The organism is Candidatus Bathyarchaeota archaeon, assembly GCA_026014685.1.
GTDB lineage: Archaea > Thermoproteota > Bathyarchaeia > Bathyarchaeales > Bathycorpusculaceae > Bathycorpusculum.
In genome coordinates this window covers 171,858-185,392 of record JAOZHW010000015.1, presented here as the reverse complement: position 1 = coordinate 185,392, position 13,535 = coordinate 171,858, and the positions used below count along the sequence as shown (strand labels likewise).

Annotated in this window: 18 protein-coding genes and 1 tRNA gene; 5 read left to right on the top strand and 14 right to left on the bottom strand. The window is 46.5% G+C overall.

All coding sequences use genetic code 11. The annotated features are described in order from the left end of the window. Window positions 1-25 precede the first annotated feature (25 nt). Window positions 26-1,756, top strand: a complete 1,731-nt coding sequence (locus NWE96_10810; GenBank protein MCW3984463.1) for an ATP-binding protein — start codon at window positions 26-28, stop codon at window positions 1,754-1,756. 28 nt (window positions 1,757-1,784) lie between these two features. Here NWE96_10810 and NWE96_10805 read toward each other — a convergent pair whose 3' ends face one another. Then, on the bottom strand, window positions 1,785-2,300 hold the full coding sequence (locus NWE96_10805; GenBank protein MCW3984462.1) for a hypothetical protein: 516 nt from the start codon (window positions 2,298-2,300) through the stop codon (window positions 1,785-1,787). 319 nt (window positions 2,301-2,619) lie between these two features. Between NWE96_10805 and NWE96_10800 the strand changes: the two genes are divergently transcribed. Further along, window positions 2,620-3,570, top strand: coding sequence for a TIGR03560 family F420-dependent LLM class oxidoreductase (locus NWE96_10800; GenBank protein ID MCW3984461.1), 951 nt, complete (start codon window positions 2,620-2,622; stop codon window positions 3,568-3,570). Here NWE96_10800 and NWE96_10795 read toward each other — a convergent pair. The 3 genes from NWE96_10795 to NWE96_10785 form a co-directional block, all read right to left on the bottom strand. Next, window positions 3,567-3,917, bottom strand: a complete 351-nt coding sequence (locus NWE96_10795; protein ID MCW3984460.1) for a hypothetical protein — start codon at window positions 3,915-3,917, stop codon at window positions 3,567-3,569. The genes NWE96_10800 and NWE96_10795 overlap by 4 nt on opposite strands. Window positions 3,918-4,097: 180 nt before the next feature. Next, the gene (locus NWE96_10790; GenBank protein MCW3984459.1) at window positions 4,098-4,433 is read right to left on the bottom strand and encodes a hypothetical protein; all 336 of its coding nucleotides are present in this window, start codon (window positions 4,431-4,433) and stop codon (window positions 4,098-4,100) included. Between the two features lie 93 nt (window positions 4,434-4,526). Further along, window positions 4,527-4,603: transfer RNA gene (locus NWE96_10785), tRNA-Thr, on the bottom strand. A gap of 120 nt (window positions 4,604-4,723) precedes the next feature. Between NWE96_10785 and thiL the strand changes: the two genes are divergently transcribed. Then, the gene (thiL, locus tag NWE96_10780; GenBank protein ID MCW3984458.1) at window positions 4,724-5,719 is read left to right on the top strand and encodes a thiamine-phosphate kinase; all 996 of its coding nucleotides are present in this window, start codon (window positions 4,724-4,726) and stop codon (window positions 5,717-5,719) included. On the opposite strand, the gene NWE96_10775 is transcribed toward thiL, so the two are convergent. Further along, on the bottom strand, window positions 5,703-6,272 hold the full coding sequence (locus NWE96_10775) for a tRNA (pseudouridine(54)-N(1))-methyltransferase TrmY (protein MCW3984457.1): 570 nt from the start codon (window positions 6,270-6,272) through the stop codon (window positions 5,703-5,705). The two genes, thiL and NWE96_10775, sit on opposite strands and share 17 nt — an antisense overlap. Before the next feature lie 52 nt (window positions 6,273-6,324). Next, window positions 6,325-6,624 (bottom strand): DUF5658 family protein, encoded by a 300-nt coding sequence (locus NWE96_10770; protein MCW3984456.1) that lies wholly within the window; start codon window positions 6,622-6,624, stop codon window positions 6,325-6,327. On the opposite strand from NWE96_10770, the gene NWE96_10765 reads away from it, so the two are divergent. Continuing rightward, entirely contained in the window at window positions 6,623-6,757 is a 135-nt protein-coding gene (locus tag NWE96_10765; protein MCW3984455.1) for a hypothetical protein, read from the top strand. The genes NWE96_10770 and NWE96_10765 overlap by 2 nt on opposite strands. 70 nt (window positions 6,758-6,827) lie before the next feature. Here NWE96_10765 and NWE96_10760 read toward each other — a convergent pair whose 3' ends face one another. The 8 genes from NWE96_10760 to NWE96_10725 form a co-directional block, all read right to left on the bottom strand. Beyond that, the gene (locus NWE96_10760; protein MCW3984454.1) at window positions 6,828-7,220 is read right to left on the bottom strand and encodes a roadblock/LC7 domain-containing protein; all 393 of its coding nucleotides are present in this window, start codon (window positions 7,218-7,220) and stop codon (window positions 6,828-6,830) included. Between the two features lie 2 nt (window positions 7,221-7,222). Further along, window positions 7,223-8,023 (bottom strand): hypothetical protein, encoded by an 801-nt coding sequence (locus tag NWE96_10755; GenBank protein MCW3984453.1) that lies wholly within the window; start codon window positions 8,021-8,023, stop codon window positions 7,223-7,225. A gap of 24 nt (window positions 8,024-8,047) precedes the next feature. Then, the gene (locus NWE96_10750) at window positions 8,048-8,473 is read right to left on the bottom strand and encodes a hypothetical protein (GenBank protein ID MCW3984452.1); all 426 of its coding nucleotides are present in this window, start codon (window positions 8,471-8,473) and stop codon (window positions 8,048-8,050) included. A 101-nt stretch (window positions 8,474-8,574) separates the two neighbouring features. Next, a complete protein-coding gene (locus NWE96_10745) occupies window positions 8,575-9,036 on the bottom strand; it encodes a hypothetical protein (GenBank protein MCW3984451.1) in 462 nt (153 codons plus the stop codon). A 186-nt stretch (window positions 9,037-9,222) separates the two neighbouring features. Then, window positions 9,223-9,558, bottom strand: a complete 336-nt coding sequence (locus NWE96_10740) for a hypothetical protein (protein ID MCW3984450.1) — start codon at window positions 9,556-9,558, stop codon at window positions 9,223-9,225. 375 nt (window positions 9,559-9,933) lie between these two features. Further along, the gene (locus NWE96_10735) at window positions 9,934-11,760 is read right to left on the bottom strand and encodes a ribosome biogenesis/translation initiation ATPase RLI (GenBank protein MCW3984449.1); all 1,827 of its coding nucleotides are present in this window, start codon (window positions 11,758-11,760) and stop codon (window positions 9,934-9,936) included. 114 nt (window positions 11,761-11,874) lie between these two features. Beyond that, window positions 11,875-12,270: a hypothetical protein gene (locus tag NWE96_10730; GenBank protein MCW3984448.1), complete on the bottom strand. Its 396-nt coding sequence runs from the start codon at window positions 12,268-12,270 to the stop codon at window positions 11,875-11,877. A gap of 17 nt (window positions 12,271-12,287) precedes the next feature. Then, entirely contained in the window at window positions 12,288-12,497 is a 210-nt protein-coding gene (locus NWE96_10725; GenBank protein ID MCW3984447.1) for a hypothetical protein, read from the bottom strand. Window positions 12,498-12,906: 409 nt separating this feature from the next. On the opposite strand from NWE96_10725, the gene NWE96_10720 reads away from it, so the two are divergent. Further along, window positions 12,907-13,473 carry a flavodoxin domain-containing protein gene (locus NWE96_10720; protein MCW3984446.1) on the top strand — a complete coding sequence of 189 codons (567 nt, stop codon included), beginning with the start codon at window positions 12,907-12,909 and terminating at the stop codon, window positions 13,471-13,473. The last annotated feature ends 62 nt before the right edge of the window (window positions 13,474-13,535 follow it).

Below are 13,535 nucleotides of genomic sequence, written 5' to 3'. Positions count from 1 at the left end.
GCCGTCTAGTTAGAGGCGGTGCTGTATGACCCCGTTTGCATGGTTCTCTCTTTTCACAAGCATCATCTGCCTCATCACCGCCGTCGCCGTTTACTACCTAGACAAAAAAGCCCTTGTAAACAAGGTTTTCATGTTAACTTTGGTGTGGAGCAGTTTTTGGTCGTTTGCAGAGTTTCTACGCTATCAAGCCACATCTATAGAAACCGCTTCGATATTGGGCAAAATCCTTTTCCTGTGGCCCTTCTACTCAGCGTTTCTGATACATTTCGCCCTTGCCTACACAGAAAGCGACCTGCTCAAACACAAGGTAACTTACCTTTTGATGTATGTTCCAGCAGCCATCTTTTCAGGCATAGACTTAACCACCAACTGGATCTCCGCGCCGCCTGTACTCAGACAGTGGGGTTTTGATTTTTCTGCGCCGCCAGTATCCGAATCCGTGGTAGTGTTGGTTAACAGTGTTTGGGCGTCGTCGTTGGCGCTTTCGGCGCTCATCATTTGCGGATTATACTACTTTAGAAGCACTGACCATACTAAAAAGACCCAAACCAAATTCATCACTTTCGGATTAGCCTTCCCCGTGGTTTCTTCTCTGTTCACGACTTCAATCTTTCCTTTGATGAACATACCTTTTCCAAGCCTAAACTCCATCACCACATGCCTCTTCAGCGGAATAATTGCCTACGCCATTTGGCGCTATAAGCTATTCAACCTAAACCCTGCGGTGGCAGCAGAAAACATCCTGTCCGCGATGCCTGACCCCTTAGTTTTGGCAAACGCCGACGGAAAAATCATCCGAGTAAACCATGAATTCGTTACAGCCTCAGGCTACAGCGAGAAAGAAATCATAGGCAAACCCCTTTCAGAATTATTCAAAACAGAAAAGAACGACCGCCAAATTCTTTTGGAGCTGTCTAAAACAGGAGAAATCCGAAACCACGAAACTATTTTCACCATAAAATCAGGTGAACCACGAAACGTTTTGGTCTCGCTGTCGGTTGTTCGAAACAAAAAAGGTCATGATTTAGGGTTCGCTTGTGTGATCCACGACATCACCAACCGCAAACTGATGGCTGCTAAACTTGTTGCCGCAGAACGGTTTGCCTCCATCGGTGAATTGGCAGGTATGGTTGGTCACGACCTTCGGAACCCGCTTAGCAGCATTAGCGCCGCGACTTTCTACCTCAAAAACCACTACGGCGCCTTGATGGATGATACAGGCAGAGATATGCTTTCAGCCATAGAGAAAAGCATAGATTACTCAAACAAAATCGTCAAAGATCTACTTGATTACTCCCGCGAAATGAAGCTTGAGATAGAAACTGCGACTCCGAGGTCGATACTGGATATGGCGCTGTCCATGGTCAAAGTGCCACCCCACATAAAATTGGAAGAAAACCTCGAAGACACCCCAAAAATGTCGGTGGATGTAGCAAAGGTTAGCCGCGTTTTTGTAAACCTAATCACAAACGCCTTTGACGCAATGCCAAACGGCGGCACACTAACAATAACCGCACAAAGCAAACCCGAAGAAATCCAATTCCAATTCAAAGACACAGGCCAAGGCATCCCGAAAGAAGCACAGAAAAAACTTTGGACGCCGCTGTTTACTACCAAAACAAAGGGCATGGGGTTGGGGTTGCCTATCTGCAAACGAATCGTTGAAGCACATGGTGGAAAAATCATGGTCGAAAGCGAGACCGGTCGAGGAACCGTGTTCCACGTTACATTGCCCCTAAAAAATGAACCAAACTAGCTGCAAATTGATGTTGGTGTTGTACTTGTTATATTCTGTATTCTTGGTCGACGTAGAGTTTTTGCTGTTCACGAATTTTTTTAATTTCGTCTTTTCCTTTGTACGCGCGCCGCAGAAGAATAGCGTTTGACTTTACTCGTTCAAACCGTTTTTTAGCGTTCTTTTTCTCTTGCAGCTTAATCAAATCAGACATTTTGCTAAATTTCTCAACTTTGCCGTCTTCGCCTGTACGCTCGACCTTTATGCAGTCATCCACCATGCAGCTTGCAACACACGCGCCACAGTAAACACAGAGATCGTCAACTATGCCGACTTCACCTGTGCCCCAGTAGAGCGCGTTGGTTGGGCAGGCTTTGATGCAGAGTTTGCATTGTCCGCCGACGCAGGTGAACTTGTTTATGCTGATTTTTCCTTCTTTGAAGAGGTCTTTGACGCCTGTAGGTTCGAGGAGTTCTTTGCGTTGCCGCCGTTTTTCTTCTGCCTCATCAACCGCTTCGCTTTCTTCATTCATCAAGTCGAATATAGAAGGCGGTTTAGTCGGCATAGGGAATTCACTGGGGTAGTTAGGTTTGTTTTAGATAGGTTTTATGAATTATAATTACTTATTGGGGTGACTTTGGGTGTTTTATGGTGAAAACGTGCATTTTTCAACGTATATGGATGGTTAACTGTTCAAAATGGGGCTGCAAATTGGCGATTCTATAAAGCTGTTGTGTTTGCCAAAAAGAGGCGCTGAAGGCAAAATACTCAAAGAAAAATGACCTTGATAACTATCCGCTGACTCCCATCTGCTCTGCTGATTTATAGCTAAAGCTATTACTGTCCAACGGCCATAGATGCTTAATCAACTCAGAGTGGTATGTTTGGGTAACCTCAAATTCGGAGTCTTCCTCCCCTTCTACGCTTTCCAAACCCAAAACCCCAAACCATACTACGAGCAACTCAAAAAAATCGTTCTAACCTGCGAACAGTTGGGCTATGACTCGGTTTGGATAGACGACCACCTCATGTACAACAACGCCCAGATTCTTGAATGCTGGACCACACTAGCCGCCCTTGCCGCGTCAACCCAAAGAATTCGTCTCGGAACCATGGTAACCTGTAACGCCCACCGAAACCCCGCGTTACTGGCTAAGGAAGCCGCAACCCTAGATGTGATCTCTGAGGGGCGTTTAGAATTTGGTGTCGGCGCAGGCGTGCAGGAAGCTGAGCATACTGCGTACGGTTTCGACTTTGCTAAGCCGTCTGTTAGGGTCGCACAGTTAGATGAAGCATTAGACGTAATCACTCGACTCTGGACAGAGAGCAAAGCCAACTACTCAGGCAGATACTACACACTAAAAGATGCAGTCTGCGAACCCAAACCCAAACAGAAACCACACCCCCCAATCACCGTCGGCGGAGCAGGAGAAAAACACACTCTAAAAGTCACCGCCAAACACGCCGACCGCTTCGACTGGGGATTCATACCCTCAGTGGAGGATTACACGCGAAAGCTTGCGGTTTTAGAGCGGCACTGCAGAACTGTCGGCCGAGATTTTTGGGCGATAGAGCGGTCTTGCTGGCCAAGTGGGCAAATCATTGTTGCAGCAGACCAAAAAGCCTTGGATGAAAGAGTCGCCAAATACAAGCCCGCTGGCACTTCGCTTGAAGCTTTCAAAAAATACACTCTAGTCGGAACAGTGGATGAATGCGAGGCGGCTTTGGGGGTTTATGTTGATTTAGGTGTGACTCATTTTATGTTGTACTTCGCCGATTTGCCCAGCACCGATGGAATTGAACTGTTTAGCCGCGCAGTAGCCAAGTTAGGTTAGAGGTCACCGTTGGCGATGTGCCTCAATTCGTGAAGAATAATCTCTTCTAAACTGTGATACGGATTTTTCCTGACCAATATGATGTAATCTGCGTCGTCTGTGTCTTCAGCGTTAAAGATACAGGCGTCTGTACCATGCGTGGACAGCACTCGTCCCCATTCCTCTATTTCCCGCAGGTCATCCTCCAAGCATCGTCTATGCTCCAGCACATGGTTGAATTCGTAGTCGCTTAACTGTAGCATTTTGACTTTAGGCAAGGGCTTGTCACTCAGCGTTTTCCATGCTTTTTCCAGTTGCCATCTGGGGATTGTTTCCCCTTGCATTTCTAGTCCTTCAACCAAAACCAATGATGATGCGCCTCTTATTGTTGCCTAAAAACGGTGCTCACCCAACTAAAGGGTAAGGCACACGCTAAAACTGCGCTTTTTTTAGCGTAAAAGCGTTTGCAGTAGTTATGAGACAACCACAATGTTTTCTCTTTGAAGCTTTTAAGGCGGCGTCTTCGCTGAACAACAAAAGGTGTATAGCTATTTTTTGCGTATGTTGCATTGGAGCACTTTCGGGCAGACTAAGCATTCGTCTTGGGTAAGCATGCTGCCTGGTGGTGCGTTTAGCAACCCGTTGAAGTGGGCGCATTTGGCGGGTGAATCAAAAACTGTTGGGTACTCTGCTGCTTTTAATTCCACTATCTTCGTTTTTTCAGTGACTATGTCGAGGCGTGACATGCAGTAGGGGCAAGCATAATGCGTCTGACGCGGAATAGTTGAGGTGTCTGTAATCACGGTTGGCTTATCGAAGTGCTTTTCACATCCCTTGTAGGGGCACCGAAGTTTCTCTTGCGAACCGTGCGTAAAAAGGCGCATGTACTTTGCCTCCAAAAACATCCCTATAGTAAAATCTAATAAACCTTCCCAACCCAGCCAAGTTGACGCCTATTCGTAGAACAAAACTACAAATGGAGCCTCGAGCGGGCTTTGATCCCGCGGCCTGCTGCTTACGAGGCAGCCGCTCTACCAGGCTGAGCCATCGAGGCATGGTTTCTTTGCGTATCTGAGGGCGCTGGGTATTTTTAAATGTTGGTTTAAGGTGTGTTGGGGTATCTACTTGTTTATTTGCTAGTTTGCCTTTTTGCCCTATCAGCTGGGATAATGCTTTGAGTGGAGAAGCACGCTTAGGCGAACATGAAATCATCAAGTTAATCCAGAAACGCCTCACCGTTATGCCTGACCTTCCCATTCCTTTCGGCGACGACGTTTCTGCTGCGCCGCTTTGGGGTGAAGGGATGGCTGTCCTAAAAACCGACATGCTGGTGGGTTCTACGGATGTGCCGCCGGGGATGAGCCTGTTTGCCGCTGCACGCAAAGCTGTTGTCATGAACATAAGCGACTTCGCATCCAAAGGCGTCTTGCCCACGGCGATTGTGGTAGCTCTGGGGTTACCCAAAGAGTTGGCGACAGAACAAGCCGTGACAGAAATCGCCAACGGCCTCAACACTGGCGCACGAGAATACGGCGCATACGTTATCGGTGGAGACACCAACCAAACCCAAGAGTTAATCATCAGCATATCGCTGTTTGGCACTGCAAGAAGCGGTTTGATGCTGCGTAGTGGCGCACGTGGCAGCGACATTTTAGCTGTTACAGGGCTGTTTGGCAAGACCGCTGCCGGACTACGCATGCTTCTCGACGGCGGTAAGGCGTCATCTTCGGTGCGTGCGGCTTTGGAAGACGCAGTTTACAACCCAAAAGCTCGGCTTCGCGAGGGGTTGGCGTTACGCGGATACGACTTTGTTACAGCTTCTATGGATTCCAGCGACGGCTTAGCCTGGAGCATACATGAGTTAGCACGCAAAAGCAAAGTAGGCTTCGTCATCGACAAACCTCCCATCGCACCTGAAGCCCAAGAATTCGGATCTCAAAACAACTTGGACCCACTAGAATTAGCACTCTATGGTGGCGAGGAATACGAGTTAGTTCTAACAGTTAAGCCTGGCAAGTTTGCAGAGGCGCAGGCGGTGGTTCAAACCGTCGGCGGATGCTTAATCCCCATCGGGCACGCAACGTTTGACAGGCAAGTTGTTCTGGAAATCGAGGGCAAACGGCGCAAGGTTGAGGCAAAAGGCTGGGAGCACTTCAAGAGCCATGTTTAGTTTGCTGATCAAGGGTGTAGTTGATTATGGTTATGCAGGAAGCCGCCAAGTAGGGTGTTTTGCCGAGGCTGATTTTTTCACCAAACCTAAGCGCGAAGTCTTCTGCCTTTTTCGGCAAACCCACATGGTCGCCTAAAACAAAAAGGCAGTGCTCTGGAAACGCCACATCCGAGACGTTTTTGCCATCCTCTTCCAAAATAAACACTTGATGCGTCTGCGCTTTATTTTTTAGGAGGGTTTCGAAGGCTGTTTTATCTTTGCTGATGCCGGGGTGTGTTTTGCCTGCGAGGGTTTTTTTGAGGATTTGCTGCCATGTTTCCATGTCAGTGCGTACGTCGTAGAGGGTTTCGCCGTTGATTTGAAGGTGGACTGGAGGGTTGGGTGGTCCGTTGAGGACTGCGTGGAAATTCACGTCTCTTCGCAAGCCATGAGAGAGGAATAGGCTACTTACGATGCATTCGTGTACTATGTCTAGTCTTCCTGCGTCGTGGAGACTGGTGAAGTTTGGGTCGGTTTTCCCCATACGTGAAAACAGGACGAATTCTCTGGGCAAAGTATTCACAGCTTAAGCGTATGTATGGGGTGCTTTAAAGTCCTTGCCTGCCTTAGAGCATCCGCAACAGAACGATGAGGTTGTTTAAGACGACAACTAAAAGGAACAGAACAATCCCAATGTAGGAAAACCGCAGGATTTTATAGGCAGTTCTAAACGATTTGTCATTAACGTTTCGGCTACGCTGTAAGGTTTTTTCGGCTAAAACAAAAATTACACCAACCATAACCGTAACAGTCAATTTTAACGCGGCAAAGGCAGACAAATTTGTATTCACTAACTCCGAAATCAGCGGGTTCAGTTCAACTGTACCAAAGTAAAGCGTGCCCACTACCGTGGTTAAGCAATCCATGGCGCCCATGAAAACCAAAAACAAACCCGCAACATACCTAATAACAAACATCGCCGATGCGCCTCTCAAAATATGGAAGCACCCTGCAGCAGCCACAGCGGGCAAAACAGAAAACAGTGATGTTTTCCAATAAGAATTGGCAAAACGTGATTTTTATATGTTAACTAGACTGTTTGCTCAACAAATAAAGGAGGGCTCTGGGTTTAGAGGAGAATTCTTTTCACAATCCACGCATGAGCGCATGTTTTCTCCATGAAGATGCCTATTTTGTTTTCGCCGAGGCGTATGCAGAGCAGTTTATGTGTTTTTCCTTCTACCAAAACGCTTTCTACGTCGGTTAAGTTGAACTGTTTGGCTATCCCTTTACTGCTGTCAGATACCTGTGCAGATAGCATCGCATATTCAGGTGTTTCTGGCTGTGGCAGGTCAACGATGGCGGCTGTGTTGCTTCGCAAGATATAGCCAACGACGCCTTTGAGTTTGCGGATTTCAGTCAGGGTAGCTGCTAAGCTTGTGAAGACCGAGTTGTCTTCGCCGACAGCAATGGTCGGTGCATCAGGCAGAGGCTGAGTTTCGGTAACGGCGTCCTGTTTCAAGACTAAGCCTCCTCAACCACTGGTTTAACCACAACCAACTTACCCCTGCCGCTTCCCAAAATTTGGATAATTCGCTCTGGAACTTGAATCATACCTTTCTCGTTTGCTTTGATGTCTTTTATGGGCTTGAATTTGCAGGTTAAGGTTTTGCCCTCTAAGGTTTCGATGTGAACTGTGGTGAATTGTCTGTTGCCGTAGAGTTCGCGCCACTTGTCTATGACTTCGCTGTCTATGCGAACCGTGTCGGGAGGCACTAGGATCCCGCTGATTTTTTCCACCATAAACTGCGTGGTTGGGGCTTTAGGCAACGGAGGTTCAAGTGGTTCCAGTGGTTCCTCTGGCTGGGTGATTGATTCAAAGGCGGGTTCTTCTGGGGCAACTTCAGCTAAAACCTCAGGTTCAGCCTTCACCTCAGCGGGTTCAGCGGTAAACTCGGTTTTTGTCGGTTTCACAACAAGTTTCCCCAATGCCAGCCGAATAATCGTTGGAGCCACAACTTCAGTAAGTGACTTTACAACTTTCTGCTGCCCACCCCGAGAAGAAACCACAGCAAAATAGGTTTCGTCAACAGCGTTAACGGTTAGTTGAGTATTTACGTCTTGGATGGTTAAGTTTTGGATTCCACCTATGCACTGCGCGTGGGTTATGCTGTTGAGGTTTGTGATAAGGGCTTGGGTTTGTTCAGGTGTGGTGCCTTCGGTGGCGGCTATGGCTTCCCCGTCTGAGCCGAAGACCACTGCGGTTGTGATATCTGGGCTTAAAACGCGGAATTCGCCGAGAACAGATCGAAGTTCCTCAGTCACAAAGTGTGCTCCTTTCCATTTTGGTTAAGCTATTTTGAACAAGATACGTTCTGGGATGCCCTCGTCCTCCAAAACAAGGTACTTGAGGCCCTCCGTGTCGCCAAGTTGATCCAGCCACTTCAAGGCTTCACGCACTTTCTGCAACACCAGCAGCCGTTCTTGGTGGCTGCGGACCACGGATTCTATAGCGGACAACTCATGAAACGGTGTGGCATCCAAAACAATGTTCAATGTACCCACGGTGATTTCGCCAGGGTTCTCGGTTGGGGCTTTTTTGCCTGCTAACCGTAGGACGGTGTCGCGGATTTTTTTGGATTTTTCCGCCAAAGTGCGGATGTCGTCGAGTTTGCGCAGGTATTCGCCTAGGACGCTTTTTGTTTCGGCGAGTTGTTTGTCCATGGCTTCTGCTATTGCTTGGGCTGATGTGTATTCTTTGATTTGTGTTACCATGATATGTGTGCTCCTTCCAGATTTTGAAAGAGAAAAGGAAAATAGAGGTGAAGCAATCCTTCACCTTACCCCTGAATTATTGTTTTCTAAAGGTAGGTTTTTTATGGGTTGTATGTTATGGTATATGGAATGGTTGTCCCTTTAGCTGTGACCAATTTTATTGAATATTGAGCGCCTGCGCTGAATTCGCCTTCTGAGTTTGCAACTGAGCCTGGAATTGTAAGCGAATATGTACCGGTTTGGCCTTTAGCAATATTCATATCACTAGATGGAGCAACTGGGGCGATTTCTTGAACTGCGACACCATCAATAGTTGCAGAACTCAATGATACTGTAGCGGTTCCAGTATTTCTTACGCTTATAACCACCGTGTCAGGAGCACTAAACTGATAATTGGTTACTGATACTTGTTCGGCGTTTCCCATCAGTCCGATGGTCATGCCGCCCATCCATGCTGCGACGACGACGCTGACTGCGACTGTTACGGCGATGAGGATGATTGAAGCAACTACGGGGCTTAGTGCTTTCGAGTTTTTCTTTAGTTTTCTAAATATTGGGTTCATTTTTTGGTTTGTCTCCTATTTGCTTTACTTATGGTTTTCAAAAAGACGCTTTTAAATATTATGACTTACTAAACAATACTATTGGTCTGTTGAACAAAAATACAGACCACAAATACTACACCAAAAAACACACAAAAACAAACATACACAAGAAAATAAGAAGAAAAGTAAAAGCGAAAGACTCTTCTATTCACTTAACTCGTCAAAGAACTTGAGAAGCAACTTCGCGACTTTCTCACCCAACTCAGTCTTCATATAATACTTTTTGAGTGGGTCAATACGTTCGCTTTTGGCTAAACCCAAAGATTCAATTTCAATCATTCTAGCCCTAAAAGTGCCGTCACTTAGGGTCAACTTGTTGTCTCGCATGAAATCTTTGGCGTCTTTCCATTTGCCGCGTCCGACATAGAGCAAAAGCAGGCAGTCAATTGCATGATCTTTTTCGAGCATGGCTTTGATGGCGGCGAGCTTCGGCTCAGTTAGCACGCTTTTTATCTTCTCTTCGTCCACGTTCTTCACCATTTGGGTATCTCCTTTCGTTTTGATACAGTTAAGGCGTCTAGGCTTTTAAACTATATTACGAATTGCGAAACATATCTGCAGACGCCTATCTCCCGAATAATTCATTTGTCACACCTGCCTTATAAATATGCCACTAACCCGTGAAGATGTCAACATTGACCTATTCAAATCTCGAACACGTTGAAGCAAAAAACACCTTTAAGCTTATTTCGTACAACCCATCAAAGAGATTACCGCGCGTAATCACAGGGGCATCCACTTAGTCCGCTGTTCTATATATTAGGGAGGGGGTCAGTGGCGGATCGGCAAAGCGGCGGTATTGTGCCTTTAAATAAGGGAGGGGAGGTAGACGTTGAGACGTCGCGTGGTTTAGGGCTACTTTTTATGTTTAGGTTTCTCTTCGTCTTTGTCTTCTTTATCTTTAGCTATCTTGGTGTAGTAGTATTCGCCGATGCCTTTCTGGAACTCATCCATCTGTGAACCTTCCTTGTTGACGCGCGGGCGGAAAGTGACAGAATCCCGTCGGAAGGTGATGCCCATTTCTTTGAGGAAAGTGTTCATCCCACCACGCAGACTTGTAGGCGGATGAGCTAAACCGTATTCACCTGGCTTGCCGTTAAAAACCATCAAACGGTCAGCTATGAAATCCTGCGTAACCACATCATGCTCCACCACAAACGCGGGGATCCCGTGCGCTTCGACGACGCGGCGCAGGGTTTTGGCTACGTTTAAGCGTTCTTCGACGTCGAGGTATGCGCTGGGTTCGTCAAGCAGAAACAGGTCAGTTTTTCGGCTGAGGCATGCTGCTATAGCGACTTTTTGAAGTTCGCCGCCGCTGAGCTCCATGACGTTGCGGTCCATGAGTACCTGCAACCGCAGAGGGTTAGCGATTTCGGTTTTGTACCAGCTTGACGTGAAATTCTCTTTCGCCACACTCATGAGCAACTCCTGCACGGTGCCTTCATAGTCTGGCGCTATGTATTGAGGTTTATAGCTGACGGTTAATTTGCTAAGTTGCCGTTTGTCATCGGTTTCTTCGATGCCCGCAAGCATTTTAACGAAGGTTGTTTTGCCGATGCCGTTTGGTCCCAAGATACCGATGATTTCACCGGTCTTGATTTCGCCTGGTTCGATGACGAGTTTAAACTCACTAAAGGTCTTCTCCATCTTTTCCCAATGAAGCAGAGAGGCACCGATGTTTTCGCCTGTGCTGGGGGGTTTTTCGTGAAAAGTTATGCTTTCTTTTCTGAACATGATGTTTTCGTCGGGTATGTAGCCCTGCAGGTAGATGTTGATGCCTGTTCGGACTCCATGAACGTGGCTGACGACGCCATAAACGCCTGGTTCTCCGTAGAAAACGCAGATTTGGTCTGAGAGGTAATCTATGATGGCTAAGTCGTGTTCGGCGACGATTATGGTTTTCTGCTGCTCCTTGAGGCTGCGAATAGCTCTGGCAACCACCAACCGCTGTTTAACGTCTAAGTAACTTGAAGGTTCATCAAAAAGGTACACGTCTGCTTCTCGGCTAAGCGCCGCCGCAACCGCAACCCGCTGCAACTCTCCGCCGCTGAGCACCTCAAGGGGGCGATCCCAGATGTTTCGCAACTCCAACTCGTCAGCGATGGCATCAAGCTGTTTGCGTTCGTCAACTTTTTCCAGCAAATCCCCGACTTTACCCGTAACTGCTTTGGGGATTTTATCCACGTACTGAGGTTTATTGCTGACTTTGAGACGCTTCTCGCTTAAGCGCGTAAAGTAATCCTGCAAACTGGAGCCACGGTAATACTGGATAACTTCTTCCCAAGAGGGCGGTTCTTCAAATTTGCCGAGGTTGGGTTTTATTTCCCCTGCAAAAACCTTCAGCGAAGTGCTTTTGCCGATACCGTTTTGCCCAAGCAAACCTAACACCGTGCCGGGTGAAGGCATGGGCAGTCGGAAGAGTTTGAAACTGTTTTCGCTGAAGCGGTGGCTGCAATCTTTTTCTAACTCGTCTGGCAGGTTGACGATGCTTATGGCTTTGAAGGGGCATTTTTTGACGCATATACCGCATCCGCTGCAGAGTGTTTCGGAGATTATGGCTTTGTTGCCTTCGACTCTTATGGCTTCGACTCTGCTACGTACCATCGGGCAAAAGGTTACGCAGAGTTGGTTACATTTTTTGACTTTGCATTTGTCGGTGTCCAATACAGCGATTCGCGTCATAGCTAAACGTCCAAGTATGAAATGAACTTGTGAGTTATAAATCTAAAACTTAAGATAAAACCTACTAAACGTAATCTCTGAGCGGAACTAACACAAAAAAGAAAAAGGTTCACACTATAAACCTAATTCGATGAGCTTAATCGGGTTGTTTATCTCAATAGCCTTTGTACCTGTGACAACACTTGACAGTTTAGGCTTAGCTTCAGACCCCAAAGTCGCAACCAAATCGCCCTTATAAGAAAGCGTAACGGTTACCCCGGCGTCTGAAAGTTCCTCCGCCACGCCCCTCAACATATCCAAGTTGTTCCGCACTGCATCTAAGCTTTTCAGTAAGCCTTGGTTTCCGCCAGTTCGGGACGCCTTCAGGGCTTCTTTTACTATAGTTTTGTTGACGGCGTTAACGTCGATTTTTTTGTTTGCAGCCCTGATTTCAATGGATTCAACGTTATTTGTTGATACAGTTACTTTCCCTGACAGCAACATCTGGCCTAAAATGTCTGCTAGGGACATATCTGTTGCCCTGCAAGTTAGGTTTTTGCTTCTTTGGAGTAAACGATGTCTAAAACGATTGAGCCATTGAGTGTAGCTTTAAACATTCCTAAATCGAGCGTTAAGTCTTCAAAACTCAGTTTAATGTCCGATTCTTTCCCGGCCAATTTATCTATAACTGCTAGCATGGTGTCAGCCATACCGTGGGCAGCTTTCTCTAATGATTTCTCAGGTTTAGTTTTTTCCATTAGAAATACCAATAAAAATTATGTGATTATCTCCTAAATAGTTATTGTTCAAAAGTTGAGCAAGCAGCACATCGATAACTGCCTTAAAGTTAAAAGAAAGATAATTAGATAGTTAGTTGGCTAGTTTACCATTCTTCTTCTTCCCATTCTTCGTCTTCGCCTTCTTCCCAATCTTCATCTTCTTCGATTCTGTATGTCAGCATTTTCCTTTTTCACCTCCACCATAAACCGCAATATGCTATCCTACTCTCGGCTTGGTTTAAGCCTTTAGATACGACATTTGTCGTTAAAGTAAACAAAACCCTTGAGGTTGAGGTGTGTTCTGCTTTCTTTTTTGTACGATTCTTCATCGCTGCACAAGCCTTTTATGGAAAATCAGACCAGTCACACTAAAGGAGAAGAAATCAAAATGAAAAAGCTTTTAAAAATTATCCTCGCAGTTTTCGCAGTTATAATCCTGGCCTTCGTCATCATCGGAGCCATATTATTTCTCGATTTAGCCGCATACACTGCAACGGGCACACAGACCCTAACACCTCAAGGGGCATCTATGGGAACTGCTTTGGTTCTCTACGACCCCGGCTTATCTGGCGCATCAACTCGTGTCGCAGAAAAAGTTGCTTCAGAGTTACAATCCCAGGGCTTTACGGTTACGTTGGCAGGGATAAAAAGTTCAGCTGCATCGGTCACCTCAGGATACGATGTCATCGTTGTTGGGGGACCAATCTATGCAGGGGCACCAACAGCTTCGGTTATTGGCACGCTAAATAGCCTAAATCCTGACGCAAACACTAAAGTCGGCGTTTTCGGAAGTGGCCAATGTGCAACGACTCCAGAAGATATCGCTCAAATCAAAGGTGGCGTTGCAGCCCTTCAAAGTGGCGGTGTTCTGTCGAATGCTGTTGTGGTTAAAATCGGGGAAACCGAAGACATAGACGCTCGTGCATCAGACTTTGTAGCGCAACTTGTTAGGTAACTAATCCTTTTTCTTTATCTACTTATCAAAATAGATAAATTTCTGCACCCATAGACTTTAGC